This window comes from Mycoplana sp. ABR4_002 (assembly GCF_056159645.1).
This window is the reverse complement of record NZ_JBSWVO010000001.1, coordinates 990,807-1,014,437: the sequence shown is the minus strand read 5'-3', so window position 1 is coordinate 1,014,437 and position 23,631 is coordinate 990,807. Positions and strand designations below refer to the sequence as shown.

The 23,631-nt window shown below is 66.0% G+C and carries 24 protein-coding genes; 8 read left to right on the top strand and 16 right to left on the bottom strand.

Annotated features, from left to right (window positions below):
* Positions 1-7: 7 nt before the first annotated feature.
* From ACXAGF_RS04810 to coxB, 12 genes are all read right to left on the bottom strand, one after another.
* The gene (locus ACXAGF_RS04810; protein ID WP_475014900.1) at positions 8-964 is read right to left on the bottom strand and encodes an endonuclease/exonuclease/phosphatase family protein; all 957 of its coding nucleotides are present in this window, start codon (positions 962-964) and stop codon (positions 8-10) included.
* Between the two features lie 99 nt (positions 965-1,063).
* Positions 1,064-1,504 (bottom strand): ribonuclease HI, encoded by a 441-nt coding sequence (rnhA, locus tag ACXAGF_RS04805; protein ID WP_475014898.1) that lies wholly within the window; start codon positions 1,502-1,504, stop codon positions 1,064-1,066.
* Positions 1,501-2,469 (bottom strand): homoserine kinase, encoded by a 969-nt coding sequence (locus tag ACXAGF_RS04800; RefSeq protein ID WP_475014896.1) that lies wholly within the window; start codon positions 2,467-2,469, stop codon positions 1,501-1,503. Before ACXAGF_RS04800 ends, rnhA begins: the two co-directional genes overlap by 4 nt.
* A 46-nt stretch (positions 2,470-2,515) precedes the next feature.
* Positions 2,516-3,520 carry a 4-hydroxy-3-methylbut-2-enyl diphosphate reductase gene (ispH, locus tag ACXAGF_RS04795; protein WP_475014894.1) on the bottom strand — a complete coding sequence of 335 codons (1,005 nt, stop codon included), beginning with the start codon at positions 3,518-3,520 and terminating at the stop codon, positions 2,516-2,518.
* A 141-nt stretch (positions 3,521-3,661) separates the two neighbouring features.
* Positions 3,662-4,405 carry an SURF1 family protein gene (locus tag ACXAGF_RS04790; RefSeq protein WP_475014893.1) on the bottom strand — a complete coding sequence of 248 codons (744 nt, stop codon included), beginning with the start codon at positions 4,403-4,405 and terminating at the stop codon, positions 3,662-3,664.
* A complete protein-coding gene (locus ACXAGF_RS04785; protein WP_475014892.1) occupies positions 4,398-4,781 on the bottom strand; it encodes a DUF983 domain-containing protein in 384 nt (127 codons plus the stop codon). The genes ACXAGF_RS04790 and ACXAGF_RS04785 overlap by 8 nt, the downstream gene beginning before the upstream one ends.
* 214 nt (positions 4,782-4,995) lie before the next feature.
* Entirely contained in the window at positions 4,996-5,871 is an 876-nt protein-coding gene (locus ACXAGF_RS04780; protein ID WP_475014890.1) for a cytochrome c oxidase subunit 3, read from the bottom strand.
* 60 nt (positions 5,872-5,931) lie between these two features.
* Positions 5,932-6,534 carry a cytochrome c oxidase assembly protein gene (locus ACXAGF_RS04775; protein WP_475014889.1) on the bottom strand — a complete coding sequence of 201 codons (603 nt, stop codon included), beginning with the start codon at positions 6,532-6,534 and terminating at the stop codon, positions 5,932-5,934.
* Between the two features lie 3 nt (positions 6,535-6,537).
* Positions 6,538-6,678, bottom strand: coding sequence for a hypothetical protein (locus tag ACXAGF_RS04770; RefSeq protein WP_475014887.1), 141 nt, complete (start codon positions 6,676-6,678; stop codon positions 6,538-6,540).
* Positions 6,678-7,634, bottom strand: coding sequence for a heme o synthase (locus ACXAGF_RS04765; RefSeq protein WP_475014885.1), 957 nt, complete (start codon positions 7,632-7,634; stop codon positions 6,678-6,680). Before ACXAGF_RS04765 ends, ACXAGF_RS04770 begins: the two co-directional genes overlap by 1 nt.
* 85 nt (positions 7,635-7,719) lie before the next feature.
* Entirely contained in the window at positions 7,720-9,384 is a 1,665-nt protein-coding gene (gene ctaD, locus ACXAGF_RS04760; RefSeq protein WP_475014884.1) for a cytochrome c oxidase subunit I, read from the bottom strand.
* A gap of 19 nt (positions 9,385-9,403) precedes the next feature.
* Entirely contained in the window at positions 9,404-10,288 is an 885-nt protein-coding gene (gene coxB, locus ACXAGF_RS04755; protein ID WP_475014882.1) for a cytochrome c oxidase subunit II, read from the bottom strand.
* A 383-nt stretch (positions 10,289-10,671) separates the two neighbouring features.
* Here coxB and ACXAGF_RS04750 point away from each other — a divergent pair, with 383 nt between their 5' ends.
* The 3 genes from ACXAGF_RS04750 (at position 10,672) to ACXAGF_RS04740 (ending at position 13,852) form a co-directional block, all read left to right on the top strand.
* Positions 10,672-11,205, top strand: coding sequence for an invasion associated locus B family protein (locus ACXAGF_RS04750; RefSeq protein ID WP_475014881.1), 534 nt, complete (start codon positions 10,672-10,674; stop codon positions 11,203-11,205).
* Positions 11,206-11,286: 81 nt separating this feature from the next.
* A complete protein-coding gene (tldD, locus tag ACXAGF_RS04745; RefSeq protein WP_475014880.1) occupies positions 11,287-12,702 on the top strand; it encodes a metalloprotease TldD in 1,416 nt (471 codons plus the stop codon).
* 94 nt (positions 12,703-12,796) lie between these two features.
* Positions 12,797-13,852: a polysaccharide deacetylase family protein gene (locus ACXAGF_RS04740; RefSeq protein ID WP_475014879.1), complete on the top strand. Its 1,056-nt coding sequence runs from the start codon at positions 12,797-12,799 to the stop codon at positions 13,850-13,852.
* Between the two features lie 6 nt (positions 13,853-13,858).
* Here ACXAGF_RS04740 and ACXAGF_RS04735 read toward each other — a convergent pair whose 3' ends face one another.
* From ACXAGF_RS04735 to pdxH, 3 genes are all read right to left on the bottom strand, one after another.
* Positions 13,859-14,356 (bottom strand): hypothetical protein, encoded by a 498-nt coding sequence (locus ACXAGF_RS04735; protein WP_475014877.1) that lies wholly within the window; start codon positions 14,354-14,356, stop codon positions 13,859-13,861.
* Positions 14,357-14,452: 96 nt separating this feature from the next.
* A complete protein-coding gene (locus ACXAGF_RS04730) occupies positions 14,453-15,652 on the bottom strand; it encodes a DUF937 domain-containing protein (protein ID WP_475014876.1) in 1,200 nt (399 codons plus the stop codon).
* A 256-nt stretch (positions 15,653-15,908) separates the two neighbouring features.
* On the bottom strand, positions 15,909-16,529 hold the full coding sequence (gene pdxH, locus ACXAGF_RS04725) for a pyridoxamine 5'-phosphate oxidase (RefSeq protein ID WP_475014875.1): 621 nt from the start codon (positions 16,527-16,529) through the stop codon (positions 15,909-15,911).
* A gap of 84 nt (positions 16,530-16,613) precedes the next feature.
* Here pdxH and ACXAGF_RS04720 point away from each other — a divergent pair, with 84 nt between their 5' ends.
* From ACXAGF_RS04720 to ACXAGF_RS04705, 4 genes are all read left to right on the top strand, one after another.
* Entirely contained in the window at positions 16,614-17,027 is a 414-nt protein-coding gene (locus ACXAGF_RS04720) for an RT0821/Lpp0805 family surface protein (protein WP_475014874.1), read from the top strand.
* Between the two features lie 173 nt (positions 17,028-17,200).
* Complete coding sequence (locus ACXAGF_RS04715) at positions 17,201-18,265, top strand: DnaJ C-terminal domain-containing protein (RefSeq protein WP_475019209.1); 1,065 nt, start codon at positions 17,201-17,203, stop codon at positions 18,263-18,265.
* Between the two features lie 158 nt (positions 18,266-18,423).
* Positions 18,424-19,236 (top strand): enoyl-ACP reductase FabI, encoded by an 813-nt coding sequence (gene fabI / locus ACXAGF_RS04710; RefSeq protein ID WP_475014872.1) that lies wholly within the window; start codon positions 18,424-18,426, stop codon positions 19,234-19,236.
* Between the two features lie 20 nt (positions 19,237-19,256).
* Positions 19,257-19,838 carry a histidine phosphatase family protein gene (locus ACXAGF_RS04705; RefSeq protein ID WP_475014870.1) on the top strand — a complete coding sequence of 194 codons (582 nt, stop codon included), beginning with the start codon at positions 19,257-19,259 and terminating at the stop codon, positions 19,836-19,838.
* 44 nt (positions 19,839-19,882) lie between these two features.
* On the opposite strand, the gene ACXAGF_RS04700 is transcribed toward ACXAGF_RS04705, so the two are convergent.
* Complete coding sequence (locus ACXAGF_RS04700; RefSeq protein WP_475014868.1) at positions 19,883-20,143, bottom strand: DUF1344 domain-containing protein; 261 nt, start codon at positions 20,141-20,143, stop codon at positions 19,883-19,885.
* A 254-nt stretch (positions 20,144-20,397) separates the two neighbouring features.
* Between ACXAGF_RS04700 and ACXAGF_RS04695 the strand changes: the two genes are divergently transcribed.
* Entirely contained in the window at positions 20,398-23,520 is a 3,123-nt protein-coding gene (locus ACXAGF_RS04695; protein ID WP_475014867.1) for a bifunctional diguanylate cyclase/phosphodiesterase, read from the top strand.
* Positions 23,521-23,631: the final 111 nt, after the last annotated feature.

Genomic DNA, 23,631 nt, shown 5'->3' with positions numbered 1-23,631 from the left:
CCCGGGATCAGAACCGCACCTTCGCCATGCTGGCGCGATGGTCGGATGGCCAGGGGGTCACGACGATCTCAGCCTCCGGCGCCTTCTCACCGACGATGCCGGCCTCGACGACGACGAGGTTCGGCGCCTTGCCGAAGGTGAAGTCGATGCGGTCGTGGTGGTCGTCCGTCGCGGTCGCCTCGCTCGTGGGCGTCCAGGTGAAGCCCGGCTTTGCCGCCACGTCCGCGTTGCCGGCGCGGAACAGATCGACGAAGCCCGTGGCCTCGATGCGCTCGGTTGTCGGATAGCGCACCGCCAACGGCTGCAGCCTCGCGGCGACCGCCGCTGCCGTCCAATCGCGGTGGGAGGGTTCGTTGAAGTCGCCGAGCAGGAAGGCCGCCTCGGCACCCTCCAACTCCTTCATGTCGCTTTCCAGCAGATCGAGCGCCGGCCCGCGTGCGGCGCGGGCAGCGGCAATCGCCTCCTCTTCCGTCGTCAGATAGGGCGCATTGCCGTACTCGATGTTCAGTAGCTGGTAGGGCTGGTAGGGGAAGTCGGTCAGGTGGATGTTGAAGACGGCGACCTTGCGGCCGTCGACGTCGATCTCCACGCCGAGATCGTTCGTCGTCGGCCTGCCGATCGGATAGCGGCTGAGCACCGCGTTGGCCCAGAGCGCGTCATTGGTCTTGCTCTGGTCGTAGTAGTGGTAGCCGAGCTTCTCGGCGATCCTCGCAGCCACGCTTTCGCCGGTCGCAGCACAGGCCTCGGCGCTGCAGTCCTCCGGCTCCAGCCGGGTTTCCTGCAGGCCGACGATGTCCGGATTGACCGCCTTGATCGCCGCCACCGTCTCGTCGACCGGCTTGCCCTCGTTGGCGCCGCCGCCCCAGATATTGAAAGTCATCACGGTGAGGTCGGTCGCCCGCGCCGGCAGCGAGACCGCCGTCAGCGCCAGAACGAGCAGCCCTACGGAAAACGTCTTGGTCACGGCAGATCCCCCTGTTGCGTCCCGTCGCCTTCTAGCATCGGCATGCGATGATCTAACGACAGAACGCAGAGATTTGCCAGTGGCCGGAGCGGGCCGGGCTCAGCCGCGCTTGAACGGCGCCATGCCCGAGCGCGCCAGTTCGTCGGCCCGCTCGTTTTCGGGGTGGCCGGCATGGCCCTTGACCCAGTGGAAGGTGACCTTGTGGCGTCGCCGCGCCTCGTCGAGCGCCTGCCACAGCTCGCCGTTCTTCACCGGTTTCTTGTCGGCGGTCTTCCAGCCGTTCCGCTTCCAGCCGTGGATCCACTTCTCGATGCCGTCCATGACGTATTTGGAGTCGGTGTAGAGGTCGACCTCGCACGGCGCCTTCAGCGCGTCGAGCGCGGTGATGGCCGCCATCAGTTCCATGCGGTTGTTGGTCGTTGCCGCCTCGCCACCGGAGAGTTCCTTTTCGACCTCGCCGTGGCGCAGCACCGCGCCCCAGCCGCCCGGCCCCGGATTGCCCGAACAGGCCCCGTCGGTAAAAATGTCCACGTGTTTCATCGATGCACCAGGCCGTATTCGTCGGCCGTTCTTACCTGCCGGTGGAAGCGCAGCTTGCGCAGGTATTCGAGCGGGTCCTTCTTCACCACCAGCGCGCCCGGCGGCGTCGTCAGCCAGTCGTAGAGGCGCGTCAGGAAGAAGCGCAGCGCCGAGCCGCGCGACAGCAGCGGCAGCGACTTCAGCTCGGCCCCGTTCAGCGGCCGCACCTGCTCGTAGCCGTCAAGCAGCGCCATCCCTTTCGTCAGGTTGAACGCGCCGTCCTTCTCGAAGCACCAGGCATTGAGGCAGATCGAAACGTCGTAGGCATAGGAGTCGTTGCAGGCGAAATAAAAGTCGATCAGCCCGGACAGCTGGTCGCCGATGAAGAAGACATTGTCGGGGAACAGGTCGGCGTGGATGACCCCGTGCGGCAGCGTCTTCGGCCAGTGGCTCTCGAGGAAGTCCAGTTCCTCGGCGATCTCGTCCTGCAGGCCGGGCTCCACCTCGTCGGCGCGTTCGGCCGACTTCTCCCACAACGGGCGCCAGCCGTCGACGGAGAGCGCGTTCTTGCGGGTGAGTTCGAAGCCCTGCCCGGCAACGTGCAGTTCCGCCAGCGCCCGCCCGACCTCGCGGCAGTGCTTGGCGGCCGGCTTGCGCAGCCAGGTTCCCTCGAGGAAGGTGATCATCGCGGCGGGACGGCCGGACAGTTCGCCCAAGAGTTCGCCGTCCTTGCGCGACAGCGGCAGCGGGCAGTTGAGACCGCGGTCGGCCAGATGGTGCATCAGGCCGAGAAAGAACGGCAGGTCCCTTCGGTCGACACGCTTTTCGTAGAGCGTCAGGATGAACGCGCCCTTGGTGGTGTGCAGAAGGAAGTTGGAGTTCTCCACCCCTTCAGCGATGCCCTTGTAGGAGAGCAGCGTGCCCGCCTCGTACTCGGTGAGGAACCGGGCGAGATCGTCCTCACTGATATCGGTGTAGACTGCCAAATCTCTAGCTCACGATCGAAGGCCCGGAAGGCAAGCCAAATTGCTGTTACCCATTGACGAAGGCCATGTCGGCCGGCGTCAGCTCGATGTTGCGGAGCTCGCGGTTGACGAGGAAGTTTTCCGTCTCTTCCACCGTGTCGGCCAGCTCCACCGTCGTGTCGTAGCGGGCGCGGAACGCCTCTATGATTTCGTCGACGATGACCTCCGGCGCCGAAGCGCCCGCCGACAGGCCGACCGTACGGACTTCGCCGATTCCATTCCAGTCGATTTCCGACGCGCGCTGCACGAGCAGCGATTTTTTTGCCCCCGCGCGCAGGGCGACCTCGACAAGGCGCTTGGAATTGGAGGAGTTCGGCGCGCCGACGACAAGGAACAGGTCGCAACCGGGCGCGGCCTGCTTGACCGCCTCCTGCCGGTTGGTGGTGGCATAGCAGATGGAGTCGGCGGCCGGCGCCGTCAGGTTGGGGAAGCGCTCCTGCAGCCGGGCGATGACGCCGGCGGTATCGTCCACCGACAGAGTCGTCTGGGTGACGAAGCCGAGATTGTCGGGGTCGGCCGGCACGTAGGCGTCGGCGTCCTCGACGGTCTCGACCAGCGACACCGATCCCTCTGGCAGTTGCCCCATGGTGCCGATCACCTCCGGATGGCCGGCGTGACCGATCAGCACCACATGGCGGCCGAGGCGCTGGTGGCGCATGGCCTGCTTGTGCACCTTCGAGACCAGCGGGCATGTCGCATCGAGGTAGAAAAGATTGCGCGCGACCGCATCCGCGGGCACCGACTTCGGCACGCCGTGCGCGGAAAACACCACCGGCTGGCCGCGGTGCTCCTCGGGGATCTCCGACAGCTCCTCGACGAAGATCGCCCCCTTCGCCTCCAGCCCTTCGACGACATAGCGGTTGTGGACGATCTCGTGGCGGACATAGACCGGCGCGCCATAGGCCTTGAGCGCCAGCACGACGATCTGGATCGCCCGGTCGACCCCGGCGCAGAAACCGCGCGGGCCGCAGAGACGGATCGTCAGGGGTGATCGAGCGAGAGTGGAAGCCATGTCAGTAGGTTACCGAAGATGTTGGGGTCGGGATAGACACACGATCGGAAAAGCGGACCGGCCATGGACCTGGCAGCGCTGCCGACCACCCGCGTTTAGCACAAATGGCCGCGGATGAAAGCCGTGGGAGGCCGGCAAGCATCAAGACGGCCGCGCTCGCCAGAGATAGGCCGCGCTCACGCCGACCAGCGCCAGCGCCAGGCCGTACCAGGTCAGCGCGTACTGCAGGTGATTGTTCGGCAGGTCGAACTGCGTCACCCCGCCGACTGGAAGCCCGCCCGGATTGGGGGCGTCGCCGGCATCGATGAAGAACGGCACGAGCCTGTCCGGTGCAATCCCCGTGCTGGCCGCCATCGCCTCCAGATCCTTCCAGTAGAACACGTTCTTGGCGAGGTCGTTGTCGGGCACGAGTGACGATGGCCTGGCGTCGAGCCGGTCGCGGGCCAGCCCGGCGATCGCCTGCACGCCTCCCACCTGCCCTGCGGCGCGCTCGCCCGGTTCCTTCGTCTCGAAGGGCACGAAGCCGCGGTTGACGAAGACGGCGCGACCGTCGGCAAGCCGGAGCGGCGTATAGATATGATAGCCGGACCTTCCCTTCCAGGTTGCCAGGAAGTGCCTTTCGCGCGCATGGTCGAAGGTTCCGCTGACCGTCACCGGGCGGTACTCGATATCCGCGCCGGCACGCCTCGCATCCTCAAGGACGCCGAGCGCGACCGGCGCCTTGGCGCGGCGCTCGGCGATGTCCGCCAAGAGCCTGTCCTTCCACGCCAGACGCTGCATTTGCCAGGTGCCGAGCGACAGCAAGACCACCAGGGCCGCCAGCAGCAGCCCGGCCGCGATGACCAGGCGCCCGGGCCGACGCCGGCGCAGGATCGCCTCAGCCACGGTCGATCTCGCCGGGGCGCGCGTTGTTGCGGTACTGCAGCGCGATCAGCACCCCCTTCAGCATGCGCGTCAGGACCAGCCCCAGAACCAGCGCCAGCGGCACGAACAGCACGAAGAGCAGCCACAGCGGCGGATTGTAGGATACCTCCATCCACAACGCCGCGCCGACCGTGATGAAGCCGACGATCAGCAGGACGAAGACGACGGGACCGTCGCCTGCCTCGGCGAAGGAATAGTCGAGGCCGCAACCGGCGCAGCGCGCCTTCGGCTTCAGGTAGCCATCGAACAACTGCCCCTGGCCGCAGCGCGGGCAGCGCCCCCGCAGGCCGGTCGCAATCGGATCGACGGGTGGATACAGCGCCTTGTCTTCGTTCATGCTCATACTCCGCGGCAGTTGCGGTGCGCACGCGCCCGACCGCGAATGCCCCGGCCGGCGGGAACCTTCGCAGCGCAGCGCAACGCAGTCTTCCGTCTATAGGTACGCCCAACCGCACCGCACGTCCAACGCCCGCCGTGCGACATAGCGCCCGGTCCCCACAATGCAAAACGGCCGCATCGCTGCGGCCGTCGGTAGGAAATCCAGCGACACCTCAGTGCGCGACCGGCGCACCCCAGCCACCCCAGATGTAGATGGAGAAGAACAGGAACAGCCAGACGACGTCAACGAAATGCCAGTACCAGGCGGCGGCCTCGAGGCCGAAGTGCTGCTTCGGCGTGAAGGCTCCGCCGATGGCGCGGAACAGGCAGACCAGCAGGAAGATGGTGCCGACGATGACGTGGAAGCCGTGGAAACCGGTCGCCATGAAGAACGTCGCGCCGTAGATCGAGTCCTTGAAGGCGAACGGAGCGTGGGCGTACTCATAGGCCTGCACGGCGGAGAACAGGATGCCGAGCAGCACCGTCAGCGTCAGCCCCTGGATCAGGCCCTTGCGATCGTTGTGCAGGATCGCGTGGTGCGCCCAGGTCACGCAGGTACCGGACAGCAGCAGGATGACGGTGTTGTAGAGCGGCAGGTGCCAGGGATCGAGAACCTCGACGCCCTTCGGCGGCCAGACACCGCCGGTGAACTCGGCGCGCGTCGCCTGGATCGCCTCGCCCGGGAACAGGCTGGCATCGAAGAAGGCCCAGAACCAGGCGGCGAAGAACATCACCTCGGAGGCAATGAACATGATCATGCCGTAGCGCAGGTGCAGCGACACCACGCGGGTGTGGTGACCCTCGTTGCCTTCCTTGATCGTGTCCGCCCACCAGCCGTACATCGAATAGAGGGTGATCACCAGGCCGATGATCATGATCCAGGGGTTGGCCAGCTCGAGGCCGAACAGCTTCAGCGAGCCGCCGGCGAGGTAACGCATGTAGACGATGCCGCCGAGCGCGAGCACGAAGGCGCCGACCGACGACAGCAGCGGCCACGGGCTCGGATCGATGATGTGGTAGTCGTGATTTTTCTGATGCGCACTCGCCATGTCAGTCATCCCCGAATGTATCGCGTTCTCGTCCCCGGCTTAGCCGGAAACTCGTGTCTCTCAAAGCTTCTTTTCCTGCTCGCCGACTTTGTCCGCCGCCGAAGCCACCGGCTTCGTTTTCTCATGCGGGAAGAAGGTGTAGGAAAGCGTGATGGTGTGGATGTTCTTCGTCTCGACCGGTCCGACGATGGCCGGATCAACGAAGAAGACGACCGGCATCTCCATCTCCTCGCCCGGCTTCAGCGTCGTCTCGGTGAAGCAGAAGCACTCCACCTTGTTGAAGTAGGCGCCAGCCGCCTGCGGCGTGACGTTGAACGTGGCCTGGCCGGTCGCCTCCGCGTTGGAAATGTTGCGGGCCTTGTACAGGACCTGCACGGTTTCGCCGATCTTCAGCTCGATCTCGCGCTGCACCGGTTCGAACGTCCAGGGCAGGCCGGGGCCGGTGTTGGCGTCGAAACGAACCTTGATCGTCTTGTCGAGGATGACCGAGGAGGCCTGCTCGACACGCTGGGTCGTGCCGCCGTAGCCGGTCACCTTGCAGAACATCTCGTAGAGCGGAACAGCCGCGTAGGCCATGCCGAGCATGCCGACGACGAAGGTCAGGCACACCGCGACGATGGTCGCGTTGCCGCGCTTGCGGGGCTCCCTGGCGTCCGCGTCCATGGCTCAGCCCACCATGCCGCCGGCGACCTTCACCAGCGTGATGACGTAGAAGAGCACGACGAGCGCCCCAAGTGTGACGGCGATCGCGACGTTGCGGCCGCGGCGCGACTTCTTCTGCTTGTCGTTGAGGGTGATCATTTCCATCAGAGGCTCCATCCAGACGCCCATCCGGCGGCGGCGATCGCGTGGTCGATCATCAGGCCAGAGAAAATCGCAAAGAGGTACAGGATCGAATAGCCGAACAGCTTCTTGGCCGGAACCATGGCGCGGTCGGCTTCGGGCATGCGCAGCACGCCGATCGAATACCAGACAAAGCCGACGCCCATGGCCGCGGCGAAGACACCGTAGCCGACGCTGGCAAAGCCGAGACAGCTCGGCATCACCGAGATCACGGCGGTCAGAACCGCATAGATGACGATCTGGTGCTTCGTCGCCTTCTCGCCCGCCACGTTCGGCAGCATCGGCACGCCGACCGCCTCGTAGTCGCGCATCTTGAACAGGGCCAGCGCCCAGAAGTGGGCCGGCGTCCAGAGGAAGGTGATGAGGAACAGGACAATGCTCTCGATGGAGACGCCGTTCGTGACCGCCGCCCAGCCGATCATCGGCGGGAACGCGCCGGCGGCGCCGCCGATGACGATGTTCTGCGACGTCGAGCGCTTCAGCCACATCGTGTAGATGACGGCGTAGAAGAAAATGGTGAAGGCGAGCAGGCCGGCGGACAGCCAGTTGACCGCAAGACCGAGGATGACGACCGAAAAGGCCGACAGCGTCAGGCCGAAGGCGAGCGCCTCGCGCGGCTGCACGCGGCCGGAGGGAATGGGACGCTTGGCGGTGCGCGACATGACCGCGTCGATGTCGGCGTCGTACCACATGTTCAGCGCACCGGACGCGCCCGCGCCGACGGCGATGCAGAGGATCGCGATCAGGCCGATGACCGGATTGATGTGGCCGGGGGCCAGAACCAGGCCGGCCAGGGCCGTAAAGACAACGAGCGACATGACGCGCGGCTTCAGAAGCTCGAAGTAATCGCGCGCAGTCGCCTCAGAGAGGATCATGTCCCCGCCCCCCGCAGCTGCTTCGTGATGATCGATAATTGCCATTGGCCTGTCGCTTGCTGGTGGCCGCTCGTCCGGCCCGGGATTTGGAGAGGCCGCCAGCTGGCGGCCTCCGTGTTCGGTCAAGATCCTACTTGATCTTCGGGAGCTGTTCCCACTGGTGGAACGGCGGCGGCGACGAGAGCTGCCACTCGAGCGTGTTTGCGCCCTCACCCCACGGGTTGTCGCCGGCGACGCGCTTCTTGGCGAACGCCTCAAACACGCAGAAGAGGAAGATCAGGACGCCGACGGCCGAGATGTAGGAGCCGTAGGACGACACCAGGTTCCAGCCGGCAAAGGCATCGGGGTAGTCGATGTAGCGGCGCGGCATGCCGGCGAGGCCGAGGAAATGCTGCGGGAAGAACACGAGGTTCACGCCGACGAACATGACCCAGAAGTGCAGCTTGCCGAGGAACTCGGAGTACATGTAGCCGCTCATCTTCGGGAACCAGTAGTACCAGGCCGCGAAGATCGCAAAGACAGCGCCGAGCGACAGCACGTAGTGGAAGTGCGCGACCACGTAGTAGGTGTCGTGCAGGGCGCGGTCGAGGCCGGCGTTGGCGAGCTGGACGCCCGTGACGCCACCGACGGTGAACAGGAAGATGAAACCGATCGCCCAGACCATCGGCGTGGTGAAGCGGATCGAGCCGCCCCACATCGTCGCGATCCAGGAGAAGATCTTGATGCCCGTCGGGATGGCGATGACCATCGTCGCGAACACGAAGTAGCGCTGCGTGTCGAGCGACAGGCCGACCGTGTACATGTGGTGCGCCCACACGATGAAGCCGACGGCGCCGATCGCGACCATGGCGTAGGCCATGCCGAGATAACCGAAGATCGGCTTGCGCGCGAAGGTCGAGACGATGTGGCTGACGATGCCGAAGCCCGGCAGGATCAGGATGTACACTTCCGGGTGGCCGAAGAACCAGAACAGGTGCTGGAACAGGATCGGGTCACCGCCGCCTTCCGGCGCGAAGAAGGTCGTGCCGAAGTTGCGGTCGGTCAGCAGCATGGTGATGGCACCAGCGAGCACCGGCAGCGACAGCAGCAGCAGGAAGGCGGTGATCAGCACCGACCATGCGAACAGCGGCATCTTGTGCAGGGTCATGCCCGGCGCCCGCATGTTCAGGATGGTGGTGATGAAATTGATCGCACCCAGGATCGACGAGGCACCGGCAATGTGCAGGCCGAGGATGGCAAAGTCCATCGCCGGACCGGGCATGCCGGAGGTCGAGAACGGCGGGTAGATCGTCCAGCCGCCACCCGCGCCGTAAGCACCGGCCGGGCCCTCGACGAACATCGACAGGAACACCAGCGTGAAGGCCGGCGGCAGCAGCCAGAACGAGATGTTGTTCATGCGCGGAAACGCCATGTCCGGCGCGCCGATCATGATCGGCACCATCCAGTTGGCGAAGCCGCCGATCAGCGCCGGCATCACCATGAAGAAGATCATGATGAGCGCGTGCGCCGTGGTGAAGACGTTGAACATGTTCTTGCCGCCATCGATGGCGGCATCGCCTTCGTAGCCGTAGACCATCGAGGCCAGGCCGTGGAAGATCTGGATGCCCGGCTCCTGCAGCTCGGCGCGCATGGCGACCGAGAGCGCGCCGCCGATGATGCCGGCGAAGATCGCGAAGATCAGGTAGAGGGTTCCGATGTCCTTGTGGTTCGTCGAGAGGAACCAACGGACGAAGAACGAGGGCTTGTGGTCGTGATGACCGTGGTGGTCATCGTGGGCAGCGGTTGTTCCGGCCATGGATTGCACTCCCTTGGAATTACTGCGCGGCGTTCTGCGCGACGTCGAGGGTCTTCTTCTCGCCGTCGACCGATGCCAGCAGGGCCTTGTTGGCATCGCCGAGATTGGTCGCCGCGGCGGCCAGCCAGCTGTCGAAGCGCTCCTGCGAGACGACGCGGATGGCGATCGGCATGTAGGCGTGATCCTTGCCGCACAGCTCGGAACACTGGCCGTAGAACAGGCCTTCGCGATCGGCCTTGAACCAGGTCTCGTTCATGCGGCCCGGAACGGCGTCGATCTTGATGCCGAAGGACGGCATGGCGAAGGCATGGATCACATCGGCGCCGGTCACGAGAAGGCGGACGTGCTTGCCGACCGGAACCACGAACTCGTTGTCGACGGCGAGCAGGCGCGGATAGACCGCCTTGTCTTCCTTGCCGAGGGCGGCGCGGTCCGCGTCCTGCAGCAGCAGTGAATCAAAGGAAAGCGGCTCTTCGCCGACCTGGTACTCATAGCCCCAGTACCACTGGAAGCCGGTGGCCTTCACGGTCAGCTCCGGCTCTTCGGTCGGCGCAAGCTGCCTGGTGAGGAGCTGGAAGGACGGAACGGCCAGGAACAGCAGGATGATCACCGGGCCGATGGTCCAGATGACCTCGATGGCGGTGTTGTGGCTCGTGCGGGACGGAACCGGGTTCGCGCGCTCCCGGAACTTGATCACGATGACGGCGAGGAGAACAAGAACCAGCAGCGTGATCGGGACGATAAACCAGAGGGTATACTGTTCGAACCAGCGGATCTCTTCCATGATCGAAGTGGCGGCGGGCTGCAGCCCCCTCTGCCAATCGACCGGCTGGTCGGCAAAGGCGCCCGTAGCAAACAGCAGACAGCCGCTGGCGGCCAGTGCTGCAAAAGCCTTGTTTATCACAACATATCTCCCCAAAGCGTTTGATTGGGATCAAACAATGCGCAGAATCCCTGCAATGCTGAGTGCTTAAAATCACAGTTTGATGCGCACCGCAACCGCCTCGGAAGATTGCCCATGCGGCATTTTTGCGCAAAGCCAAGACAGCGGCACGAGCCGTCAGAATTTTGCCTGACTCATTATAATATGGGCCGCGATCGAGCCGGCGAAAGGAGGACCGTCGTGCCGCCAACCGATGCGATGCAGCGCACGGCCCGGCACGGCGCGGGGTTTTGCCGCCACGGTCCAATTTCCGCCGCATAGACTGGAAAAGAGCGCTAAGGGCTTTTCATTTGCCTGCGCGCTATTCAAGAATGGCGCGTGTGATTCGAGATTTCGAGGTTCTCATGGGTTCCGGTTTCCCTTCGCGTCTGGCCAGGACGGTTCGCGCGGTCGCGGCTCTCGCCATCGTCGCGACGGCAACGCCGGCATTGTCGCAGGCTCCGCAGCAGCCGGGCACGGTGAAGTCGAACCACGGCGCCTGGTCGATCGTCTGCGACCAGCCGGCCGGCGCCTCGGCCGAGCAGTGCGCGCTGATGCAGAACGTGATCGCCGAGGACCGTCCGGAAGTCGGGTTATCGGTGGTCGTGCTCAAGACCGCCGACCGCAAGGCCAAGATCCTACGCGTGCTGGCGCCGCTCGGCGTGCTGCTGCCGAACGGCCTCGGCCTCAACGTCGACGGCAAGGACATCGGCCGCGCCTACTTCGTCCGCTGCTTCTCCGACGGCTGCTATGCGGAAGTCGTACTGGAGGAAGAGCTGCTCAAGACCTTCCGTTCCGGCGCAACCGCCACCTTCATCGTGTTCCAGACGCCCGAGGAAGGGATCGGCATCCCCGTCGACCTGAAGGGCTTCGGCGAAGGATACGACGCCCTGCCGTAACGGACGGCCCAGCCAAAACTTGTCGATCGGCACTTGCGCCTCTACATGGGGCAGGATGACAGATTGCGCGCGGAGCCCCTCATGAACACCGACCTACTCTCCCTGTTCGACGCCGACGAGGCAACGGTGCGCACAGTCCTGGCCGAAACGCTGAAGGACGCGGACGACGGGGAGCTCTACCTTGAGCACGCGCAGGCCGAGTCCCTGACCTTCGACAACGGCCGGCTGAAGGGCGGCAGCTTCAACACCGACCAGGGGTTCGGGCTTCGCGCCGTCGCCGGCGAGGCGGTGGGCTATGCGCATTCGGGCGAGATGTCGCTGGCGGCGCTGAAGCGGGCCGCGGATGCCGCCGCCGCCGTCACGCGCGGCCATGCCGGCAGCTACGCCGCCGCACCGCAGGGAACCAACCGCCGGCTTTACGGGCCGGAGAACCCTATCGGCAGCCCGACCTTCGAGGACAAGGTGGCGCTGCTGCAGGACATCGACGCCTATCTGCGCGGCAAGGAGCCGAAGGTGCGCCAGGTCACGGCGTCGATCGCGGCGAGCTGGCAGGTGGTGAACATCCTGCGCGCCGACGGCCACAGGGTCACCGATATCCGTCCGATGACGCGGCTGAACATTTCCGTCGTCGTCGGCGAAGGCGACCGCCAGGAGACCGGCTCCTTCGGCATGGGCGGCCGGCGCGGGTTCGGCGAGTTCCTGACCAGCGAGAGCTGGCGCCAGGGGGCTGACGAGGCGCTGCGCCAGGCGCTGGTCAACCTCGAGGCGATCGAGGCGCCGGCCGGTACGATGGACGTCGTCCTCTCGTCCGGCTGGCCCGGCGTGATGCTGCACGAGGCCGTCGGCCACGGTCTCGAGGGCGACTTCAATCGCAAGAAGACCTCGGCCTTTTCCGGCCTGCTCGGCGAGCAGGTGGCGGCGAAGGGCGTGACCGTCGTCGACGACGGCACGATCGAGGCGCGCCGCGGGTCGCTGACCATCGACGACGAGGGCACCCCCTCTGGCTACAATGTGCTGATCGAGGACGGCAAGCTGGTCGGCTACATGCAGGACCGGCAGAACGCGCGGCTGATGGGGATGACGGCGACCGGCAACGGCCGCCGCCAGTCCTATGCGCACAGCCCCATGCCGCGCATGACCAACACCTACATGCTGTCCGGCGACAGGACGCCGGAGGAGATCATCGCCTCGGTGAAGAACGGCATCTATGCCGTCTCGTTCGGCGGCGGCCAGGTCGACATCACCTCCGGCAAGTTCGTGTTCGGCTGCACCGAAGCCTACCTGATCGAAAACGGCAAGGTCGGCGCGCCGGTCAAGGGCGCGATGATCATCGGCAACGGCCCGGACGCGATGCGCCGGGTATCGATGATCGGCAACGACTCCAAGCTCGATACCGGCATCGGCATGTGCGGCAAGGCCGGCCAGAGCGTGCCGGTCGGCGTCGGCCAGCCGCATCTGCGCATGGACCAGATCACCGTCGGCGGCACCAAGGCCTGACCCATCGCCGCGCACAACGCGGCGGGCCGTTAACCGCGCGGATACCATGGCACCCGCATAAAGGGCGGCGGGAGAACCGCCAACGGGAGCGCAGATGCCGACATTGAAGAATGCCGTGCGCCGGAACCTGAAGCGCGCAGCAATCGCTGGCGGGCTGGAACTGTCCAACCTTGCCGGCCGCGCCGGCCTGTTGACGTCGGCGCGGGGCCGCGGCGCGATCTTCACATTGCACCACGTGCGGCCGAAGGTCGATCATGCCTTCGACCCCAATGCCCATCTCGAGATCACGCCGGAGTTCCTCGACGAGACGATCCGCTTTCTCGCCGGCGAAGGCTACCAGTTCGTCGCCCTGCATCACCTCGCCGCCCGCATGGCCGTGGCCCGGCCCGAGGAACGCTTTGCCGCCTTCACCCTCGACGACGGCTATCGCAACAATGCCGTCCATGCCCAGCCGGTCTTCACCGAGCACCGGGTTCCCTTCACCGTGTTCATCACCGGCGGCTTTGCCTGCCGGACGCACAGCATCTGGTGGGAAACGCTGGCCGAACTGCTGCGCGCCCTCCCCCATGTCGAGTTCGACTTCGGCTCCGGGAAGGTGACGCTGCCGCTGGCGACCGCCGGGCACAAGCAGGCCGCGTTCGCACGCTTGTCCGCCTTCGTCCAGTCGGCCGACGAGGCCGGGGCGATCAAGGCGCTCGACCGGGCGGCACGGGCCAGCGGCATCGACCCGCTCCTGATCACCGAACGGCTGGTCATGCGCGAGCCGGAACTGAAGAGCCTGGTATTGAACCCGCTCGCCACCCTTGGCGCCCACACCATCAGCCACCGCGCGCTCGCGCGCCTTGGCGAGCACGAGGCGCGCGAGGAGATGCAGGCTTCGGCGGAGCGGATCGAATGCATCACCGGCGTCCGCCCGGTCGCGTTCGCCTATCCCTACGGCGGCAGTGCCGCCGTCTCGGCGCGCGAACACGGCTTTGCCGCCGAACTCGGCTTCCAGCTCGCCGTCACAACCGAGCCGGGTACGCTCGACGGCCGCAGCTTCGACGCACCGATGGCGCTGCCCCGCATTTCGCTGAACGGGCTGTACCAGAAGCGCAAGTACGTCTCGGCGCTCGCCTCGGGCATCCCGTTCCGGCTGTTGCGGCGCTGACGCGGCCTAGGCCAGTCTCAGGGCCGACGCGATCTCCTCGACCGTCGCCTTTTCGGCCGCGCTCACCGGGGTTCCGCCGAAGCCGAGGAAGCCGCCCTCCTTGGCGGCCTCGGCGACATTCCGGCTGATCTGCAGGAGCCAGGCCTTGAAGGCCGGTGCATCCTCGGGCGCCTTGGCATCGACGATATCGCCGGCCTGCCCGACCACCGCGACGCACTTTGCCTTGATCTCCTCCGCCTTTGCGCCTTCGAGCTCCGCCTGCAACCCCTCGCGGGCCGCATTGCGGTCCTGCGTCGACTCGAAACTCTCGACGATCGCCGTCATCAACTGGGTCGAGCCCGGGGCGGACTTGGCCTGAAACAAGGCGCGGCTGCTGGCGAGCCCTTCCTTCAGCATGCCCCACAGCCCGCTCGGCTCTGCGGCGGTGACGGCAATGCCGGCCGCCATCACACCTTGCATCAACTGGCGCCATTCGTCGGCGGTAAAGGTGGATCTGTCAGCCATGGCCGGGGGCCTCCTCTCGCAATTTTCAGCTGGCGGAAAAATCGAACGTGGTCGGAGGACCGCCGGGCGCACTGGCGGCGATCCGGTCCGCGCTGGTCACGGCGCCAGCGCCCCGAGTTTTGCCCTTATCGCGTCGATCGTCGGCTTCAGCACGTCGGACACACCCGGGATCGCCAGCACCTTGTCGAACAGCGCGTCGAGCGAGGTGATACCGGGCTTGACCATGGCCGACAGCGCCGCCTTCTGCTCCTCCGAAAGCTGCCCGAGCATGCCGCTGACACCGTCGATCGATTCGATCGCCATCTGTAGCTGCGGTGCCGCCGCCTGGGCGGAGGCTGCATCGGTCACTCCATTGAGCGTGCCCTCGAGGCTGGCGATGGCATCGCTGACCTGCGCTCCGAGGTCCACGCCACCGACCTCGAGCGATGGCGCAGCGGGCGTCGCAGGCTGGGTCTGGGTCTGGGTCTCGGGAGCGGCCGGCGTTTCAGCCGGTGCCGCCGGTTCGGCCGTATCTGACGGCGCCTCCGGCGCGGTCTCGGTCTCCGGTGCCGGGGCGGTCTGCTCGACGGCCTGTTCGGCCGGGCGGCCGAACAGGTAGTAGAAGACGACCAACAGGGCAAGCGCGCCGAGCAGCCAGTACAGCCAGTTGCTGCGCGTGGCGGCGGTCGCCGTGGCCGCCGTGTCACGGGCGGCAGAACGTGCCGAGGCGGCGGCGCGAGCCGCAGCGTCGCTTCCCGCGGCCGCCGCGGAGCTGCCGAGCCCGCCGAGCAGGCCGGTTCCGCCGAGCAGCCCCTTCAGCCCGGCCGGCATTGCCGCAGCGATGTTGTCCTTCTCGCGATCGAACAGGGCGGAGATGCTTTCCGGGCTGACATCGGCGCCGAGCTTCTTGGCAACGCCGCCCATGACGAGCGGAGCCAGCATCCCCAGCAGCGATCCGCCCGCGTTCTGGCCAAGGCCGGTGTAGCTTCCGACGGCCCCCGCCAAGGCGCCGGCATTTCCGCCGAGCAGCGAAGCGAGCAGTTGCGACCCGGACTGGGCGAGCGTGGCCGAACTGTCGCCGGAGAGCAGGCTGCCGAGGTTGTCGAGCACACCGCTCTGCTGGCGCGCCGCGTCTGCGATCTTCCCGGCTCCACCCGGTTGCGACGCCACACCCGCCAGCCCCGCGAGGATGGCCGGAACCGCGGCGGCGATGCCGCGCTGGGCCTTGTCGCTGTCGAGTCCAAGCGCGGTGGCAATTCGTGCGACCGTGTCCGGGGTCAGGAACGTCATGAGGTATGAAACAAGATTGCCGGCCATCGAACTCTCCTCCGCGTGATTGCCTTGGATTTCAGCCTGTTCCCATGCGTGAGCGCCGCGCAATGCAAAGCCGTGCGCTTCAAGGGGCTGTGAGGGAGATGCGTTCTTGCTTGGCGCAGAATATATCACACCAGTGCGAGTTGTATACCTCGCGGGCGGTATGCGCCTCGATTGCGCGACCCCGGGAGCCGGAAAGACGGCAATGTACGCGCACCAGAGGCCGGCCGGCGCTCAAGCGCTGGCCGCGCCGTTCCGGTCAGGGATACATCCGGACCTTTTCCCACCCCTCACCCTCGGCGGGGCGACGGAACTCGATGCGGTCGTGCAGGCGGAACGGGCGGTCGTGCCAGAACTCGATCGATACCGGCTTGATGCGGAAGCCGGACCAGTGCGGGGGGCGCGGGATGTCGCCGAGGCCGTAGCGCGCGGTATATTCGGCCACGGCCTTCTCCAGTGCAAAGCGGCTTTCCAGCGGGCGCGACTGCTTCGAGGCCCAGGCACCGATGCGGCTGCCGCGCGGGCGCGATCGATAGTAGGCATCGGCCTCCTCGGCGGACACGACCTCAACCGGCCCGCGCAGCCGCACCTGGCGCCGCAGCGATTTCCAGTGGAAACACATGGCCGCCTTTCCGGTCTCCAGCAATTCCTGGCCTTTCCGGCTTTCGAAATTGGTGTAAAAAACGAAACCGTCTTCGTCGAATCCCTTCAGGAGCACCATGCGCACATTGGGCAGGCCGGAAGCATCAACCGTCGCCAGCGCCACCGCGTTCGGATCATTCGGCTCGCTCTTCTCGGCGTCCTGCAACCACTTGCCGAACAGGGAAAAGGGCTCGCGCTCCTCGGTGAAGTCACCAGTTGTTAACTCTCTGTCGCTCATATTCGCTTCCGTTGCCGAAGATCGGTCCGTTGGGGCGTGCGGGAGTTGGAAGTCATAGCAAAGTCGCGACGGGAGACAATGATATTGTGGACGCAACCGCTACGGATCGCCCTCGCCGCCTTGTGCATTGGCCCGCTGTCGGGCTGCATGGGCAGCGGCTTCGACCTCCTGCCGGACCGTTCGGTCGACAGGGGCGTCCGGACGAGCGCGGTCGCCGAGCGGCCCGACAGCACCTCTGACGCCACCACCGTCGGCAATGCGGTGTCCTCCGCCGACCTCGCCCGCAATGCCGGCAACCCGATCCCGTGGGCCAATGCCGCCTCGGGCAGCGCCGGCATCGTCAGCAGCGTGGCCGAGAGCAGCGACGGGGCCGGACGGACCTGCCGCGACTTCACCACGACGCTGCACTCCTACAGCGGCATCGCCAATTACGACGGCCGGACCTGCACCGGCGGCAACGGCCTGTGGACGCTGACGCGCTTCGACCGCCAAGGCTAGTCTCGAGACCTGCGCGGGCCGTTTCCAGGCCTGCATCCTATGCTCTATTTCCCCCCATCCCGCGTAACCAACGGTTAGGAGGTTGCTGGCATCATCCGTCCGCGCGGGCCTTGCAGGGAGCCCGAAACACAAGGGGCGCAAAAGCCTCGACCAAGAAGAGCGGGTATATGTTGATGCGCGATCCGTATGCGGTGCTGGGTGTGAGGCGCGACGCGGGCCAGGAAGAGATCAAGGCCGCATGGCGCTCCGTAGCCAAGGCCGTCCATCCCGACCAGAACCAGGACGACCCGTTCGCCACCATCCGCTTCACCGAGGCCGGACGCGCCTATGACCTCCTGCGCGACCCGGAGAAGCGCAGCCGCTACGACCGCGCCCACCGCGACGCCGAGGTGCGGCGCGAGATGGAACTGCGCCGGATGGAACAGATGCGCCGCCAGCAGAGCGCCCGCAAGGCACAAGGCGGCAGCGCCCAAGGCGTGGGCGAAAGCGCCGAGGACATGGTCTCGCGCATCTTCGGCGTCGACGCGCGCCAGCATCAGGCCGCCAGCAATGCCGCCGCCTCTCCCCAGCCCGCCGCACCGGCCCCGGAACGGCAGGCCGCCGCTCCGAAGGCGCCCCCTCCGGCGAGCGAAGGGATCGACAGCGCGAAGGCGGCACCGCGTCCGGCGACGGCCGCCTCCGACATCATCTCCTCCCTCCTGCGGCGCATCCGCGGCTCGCGCCCGATGGTCGACAAGGCGCCCGACCTGGCCTGCGAGCTGACCGTCACCGTCGAGGACCTGCTGAACCAGGCGAAAATGACGCTGGAGATCAATGGCGAATCGCTCAGGGTGCCGCTGCCCGCCGGCACCACCGCGGGAACAGTCATCCGCCTGTCGGAACAGGGGCACCGCATCAACGACCTCAAGCGCGGCGACACGGTCGTGACGGTCCGCATCGCCCCCGGCCCCTTCCGCGTGGACGGCTTCGACCTGCGCACCAGCCTTCCGGTGACGATCGAGAACGCCGTTCTCGGCTGCGAGACGACCGTTCCGGGGCCTGCCGGCGACGACCTGCCGGTGACCGTGCCGGCCTGGTCCAGTTCCGACCACACCATCTGTATCGAGGGCCATGGCCTGATCGACCCCGACGGCAAGCGCGGGAACCTGATCGTCGAGGTCCGGCTACAACTGTGGGACAGGCCGGACGCCAAGATGATCGACCTGATGCGCAGCCTGCGCGAAGGGCTGTATCTGTAGGCGACGGGCTTTTCTGCAGGCATCGCCGGTTTCGTGACATTTCGGTGAAATACGCACCCATTGTTACGGGCGCTAACAGTTCCTGAACCTGTTGCGCTTGAACGGCATTGCGGCCTATGCCATAGGCAAAATCCAACGAAATCAGCAAGGGACATTCCATGGCTCAGGGTCTCATGAGCGGCAAGCGCGGCGTCATCATGGGCGTTGCCAACAACCGCTCGATTGCGTGGGGGATTGCCAAGGCCCTGCGTGCGCACGGGGCGGAGATTGCCCTCACCTATCAGGGCGACGCCCTCAAGAAGCGCGTCGAGCCGCTCGCGGCCGAGCTGGGCGGCGTCCTCGCCGGCCATTGCGATGTCGCCGACGAGGCCTCCATCGATGCCGTCTTCGAGAATGTCGAGAAGATGTGGGGCAAGATCGACTTCCTCGTTCATGCCATCGGCTTTTCCGACAAGGACGAGCTGACCGGCCGCTACATCGACACGTCGGCGGACAACTTCGCCAAAACGATGCAGATCTCGGTCTACTCGTTCACCTCGGTCGCCCGTCGCGCCGAGAAGCTCATGACCGACGGCGGGTCGATGCTGACGCTGACCTACTACGGCGCCGAAAAGGTGATGCCGAACTACAACGTCATGGGCGTTGCCAAGGCGGCGCTGGAAGCGAGCGTCAAGTACCTCGCGGTGGACCTCGGGCCGAAAAACATCCGCGTGAACGCGATCTCGGCCGGGCCGATCAAGACGCTTGCCGCCTCCGGGATCGGCGACTTCCGCTACATCCTGAAATGGAACGAGTACAACGCGCCGCTGCGCCGTACCGTCAGCATCGAGGAAGTGGGCGACGTCGGCCTGTACATGCTCTCCGACCTGTCCCGCTCCGTGACCGGCGAGGTACACCATGCCGACAGCGGCTACCACGTCGTCGGGATGAAGGCGGTGGACGCGCCCGACATCTCCGTCGTCAAGGACTGAGCAGCGCCGGAGCACGCAACGTGCTGGTATACATGATCCGCCACGGCCAGACCGACTGGAATGCCGAAGGCCGGCTGCAGGGGCAGAAGGATATTCCGCTCAACGACCTCGGGCGCCGGCAGGCGTCCGAGAACGGCGGCGCCCTGCGGCGCCTCCTCGGCGCCCACGCCGAGGCGTTCGATTTCGTCGCGAGCCCGCTCGGTCGCACGCGCGAGACGATGGAGCTCGTCCGCGCCGCGATGGGGATGGATCCCCGCCTCTACCGCACCGACGACCGGCTGATCGAGGTCTCCTTCGGCGACTGGGAAGGCTTCACCATTTCGGAACTGAAGAAGAGCGTTCGCGACCGGGTAAAGGAGCGCTCGCGCGCGAAATGGGACTTCATTCCGCCCGGCAACGACGCCGAGAGCTACGAGATCCTGTCCTGGCGCGTTGGCTCCTGGTTCAACAACATCACCCGGCCGACGGTATGCGTCAGCCATGGCGGCGTTGTCCGTGCGCTGTTGAAATTCAGCGGCATGCCGCTGCACGACGCCGCCAATGCCCCGATCCACCAGGACCGGATCCTGCGCGTCGACGACGAGGGAGCAACCTGGCTCTGACGTGGTCCGGCGCTTGCCGGGGCCGCGCCCGTTGCCGGTTCCGGCTACTGGATGATTTCCAGGTCGTCGATCACGCGCTTGCCGTCAACCTCGGTATAGAACACCAGCACCTTCACGCCCGGGGCAAGGCCTTCGAAGTTGAACTCTTCCGGCGCCTGGTAGCTCTTGCCGTCGTCCAGCGACAGGCTCAGCTCGGCGGTGTCGACGCTGGTGATCGTGGCCTCGACGTCGGCGCTCTCGGCATGGGCTGTCAGCGGCGCCAGGATGCTGGCCGCGGCCACCAGCGCGGCGATGATGAAACGCATCTTGCGAACCCCCTTGAGTATTCCAGTCTTGCTGCTCGTCACGCTTGATGCCCCTCGATTATGGCGAAATTCGCCGTGGCACCGCGCCGGTGTTCATGGATGCCGGGAAACGCCCGGCCGATCAAGCCCTTATGGCTCGCCATCCCCGACGCCGTTGCCGCCGCCGCGCACGGTCACAGGCCGGCCGGCGAACATCAATCCAATCTTAATTAAAACTGCCTAACGTGCAGGGCTGGTGTGGGGATGGCTGTGCAGTGCGGACCGGGCACATAACAAACAAAATCAAGAGCATTGCCGATTGGGCCAAGCCGTCGCTGTTTCCGGCCGCGATCGCCGCAACCGTCATTCTTCTCGCGGGCCAGGCGTATGAGCAACAGAACGAAAGGCTGTACCGAAACAAGCTGAACGCGCGCGTTTCCACCGACCTCAGCCTGATCGGGGCCCAGCTCGAAGGCGAGATCAACAGGGACGTGGCGGCGCTGCAGGGTCTGGCGAACATGTTTGCCGCCGCACCGAAACAGGCGGCCTCCCGGTTCAACCTCTTCGCCCGCAAGCTGCTGGTCCAGAACGTCCAGTTCCGGCGCATTGCCGCGGCGCCGGGTGCGGTCGTCGCCCAGACCTTTCCGCTGAGGGGCAACGAAAAGTACAACGGCACCGACCTCAATCGATTCCAGTCCTTCCGCCAGGCGGCGGAGACAAACCGGGCCTTCGGCCGCCCGGTGATGATCGGGCCGGTGCAGATGCCGGACGGCAGCCGCAGCTTCAACCTGCTGATCCCCGTGTTCGGCACCGAGGCCGGCCCGTTCGCCTTCTGGGGTTATGTCGAGGGCACCATAGACGAGTACCGGCTGTTCGCCGAGGCCGGCCTGATCAGCAAGGCAGGCGGCGCCCGGCGTGAACACGGCGCAGGCCACCCCGCGCTGCAGCTGGCGATCCGCGACACCAGCGTTGCAGACAGCAACCAGGAGCCGCTGTTCGGCAGGGCCGAGGTCTTTCGCAACGCGCCCGTCCGTCGCAACGTCGACTTCCCCGGCGGCACCTGGGAGCTTGCGGCCATTCCGGCAGAAGGTTGGGACACCCCCGCCGACAACCTGACGGAAATCCGGCTCCTGACCGCCGGCGCAGCCCTTGTCATCATCGTGCCGATCCTTCTGACCGGCGGTCTCGTCAGCGAACGGCAGCGGCACATCGCCGGGCTGAAGGCGCGCGAGACCCAGATCCGCTCGCTTTCGCAACGGCTCGACCTGGCGCTGGAGGCGTCCAAGACCGGAATCTGGGAAATTGCGCTCGCCGACCACAAATTCGAGTGGGACCGCCAGATGTACAATCTGCTCGGACTTGACGAGCAGATGCCGGCCAGTGCCGACACCTGGCGGGCAATCGTCCATCGCGATGACCTCGCCAGTGCCGAGGCCGCCATCTCGCAGGCCATCGACGGCCAGTCCGGCTACTGGTCGCAGTACCGGGTCGTGCTGCGCGACGGCGGCGTCCGCCATATCCGCAGCGTCGGCTCGCACCTGACGGTCGGGACCGAGGAAAAACTGACGGGCATCAGCTGGGACGTCACCGAGGACGTCATCCTCAACGAGCGGCTGAGGGCGGCCAAGGAGCAGGCGGACCGGCAGAAGGACGCGCTCATCAAGATCACCCAGCGCCTCGACATGGCGCTCGACGCCTACCAATGCGGCCTATGGGAGGCGGACCTCGATGACGGTCTGACGCTGTGGGACGACCGCATGCACCAGCTCTACGGCGTCCCCAGCACGGGCGACCGCATCACCCACGCGACCTGGCTCAACGCGATCCATCCCGACGACCGCTCGGATGCCGAGGCGACGGCCAACGCGGCGATCGCGGACGGCTCGGCCTACATGCGCAAGTCCCGCGTGGTGCACCCCGACGGGGCCGTGCGCTACATCCAGTCCGTCGGCAAGCTGCACGTCGAGGCTGACGGGCGCCGCACCTTCGTCGGCCTTGCCTTCGACGTGACCGACGACGTGATGATGACCGAACAGCTGAAGCATGCCAAGGCGATGGCGGATGCGAAGAACGTCGAACTGGAGCAGGCCAAGGACCGTATCGAGCACAACTCGCTGCACGACCCGCTGACCGGCCTCGGCAACCGCAGGAAGCTCGACGCCGAGCTCGAGGCTCTGGCCGCACGCAGCGAGGGCGAGAACGTGGGGATCGGAATCCTCCATATCGATCTCGACCGCTTCAAGCAGATCAACGACACGCTGGGCCACGCGGCGGGCGACGCGCTGCTCGTCCATGCCGCGGGAATCCTCCGCGCCTCCGTCAATCGCGGCGACCTGGTGGCCCGCATCGGCGGCGACGAATTCGTGGTGGTCACCGAGGGCAACGACCATGGACGACTGGCGGCACTGTCGCAACGCATCATCGGCCTGATGCGCCAGCCGCTCGACTACAACGGGCACATGTGCCGGTTCGGCGTCAGCATCGGTGTCGCCGTCGGCAACGGCAGGGCGCTCGACACCCGCAAGCTGCTCGTCAATGCCGACATCGCGCTCTACCGGGCCAAGGCGTCGGGTCGCAACCGCCACGAATTCTTCAATGCCGCGCTCGAAGCCGAGATCGTATCGAACAAGCGCATGGCGGACGACATCCTCGCCGGCATCGAGAACAACGAATTCATCCCCTACTACCAGCCGCAGATCTGCGCGCGCACGCTCGAGCTCGCCGGAGCCGAGGCCCTGATCCGCTGGCGGCATCCGCGGGACGGACTGCTGCCACCCGACCGCTTTCTCAGGATCGCCGAGGACCTGAACGTCATGGGCGCGCTCGACCGGGTGATGCTGGAGAAGGCGCTGATCGATTGCAGCCTGTGGGCGGCAGGCGGGATCCGGATTCCGAAAATCTCGGTCAACGTCTCAGCCCGGCGCCTGCGCGACGCGACCCTTGTCAACAGCCTGACCGGTCTCCAGATCCTGCCCGGGCAGATTTCGTTCGAACTGGTGGAATCGATCTTCCTCGACGAGACCGACGATATAGTCCTGCGCAACATCGAGCGCATCAAGGAACTCGGAATCGATATCGAGATCGATGACTTCGGCACCGGCCATACCTCGATCGTCAGCCTGTTGAAGGTACGGCCGAAACGGCTGAAAATCGACCGCCAGCTGGTGGCGCCGATCCTGACCTCCCGCCACGAGCAGGCGCTGGTGCGCTCGATCATCGACATCGGCCGGTCGCTCGGCATCGAGATCGTGGCTGAAGGCGTGGAAACGATGGCTCATGCGGAGCTGCTGAGCGCACTCGGCTGCGACCTGCTGCAGGGATACGCCTTCGCCCGGCCGCTGTCGCGCGACGAGTTCCGGGCCTGCGCGCTCGAGCGGCACTGGAAGGCCGCCTCCTAGGCCCTTTTGCAGCCTCTGTGCCCGGCCCGGCGCTTTCGCGCCAAAAACGCTTCAACTTTGCGGCAATCGGCTCTATGAGTGCGGCCAGAGGAAGGACCGGATCGTGGCGCA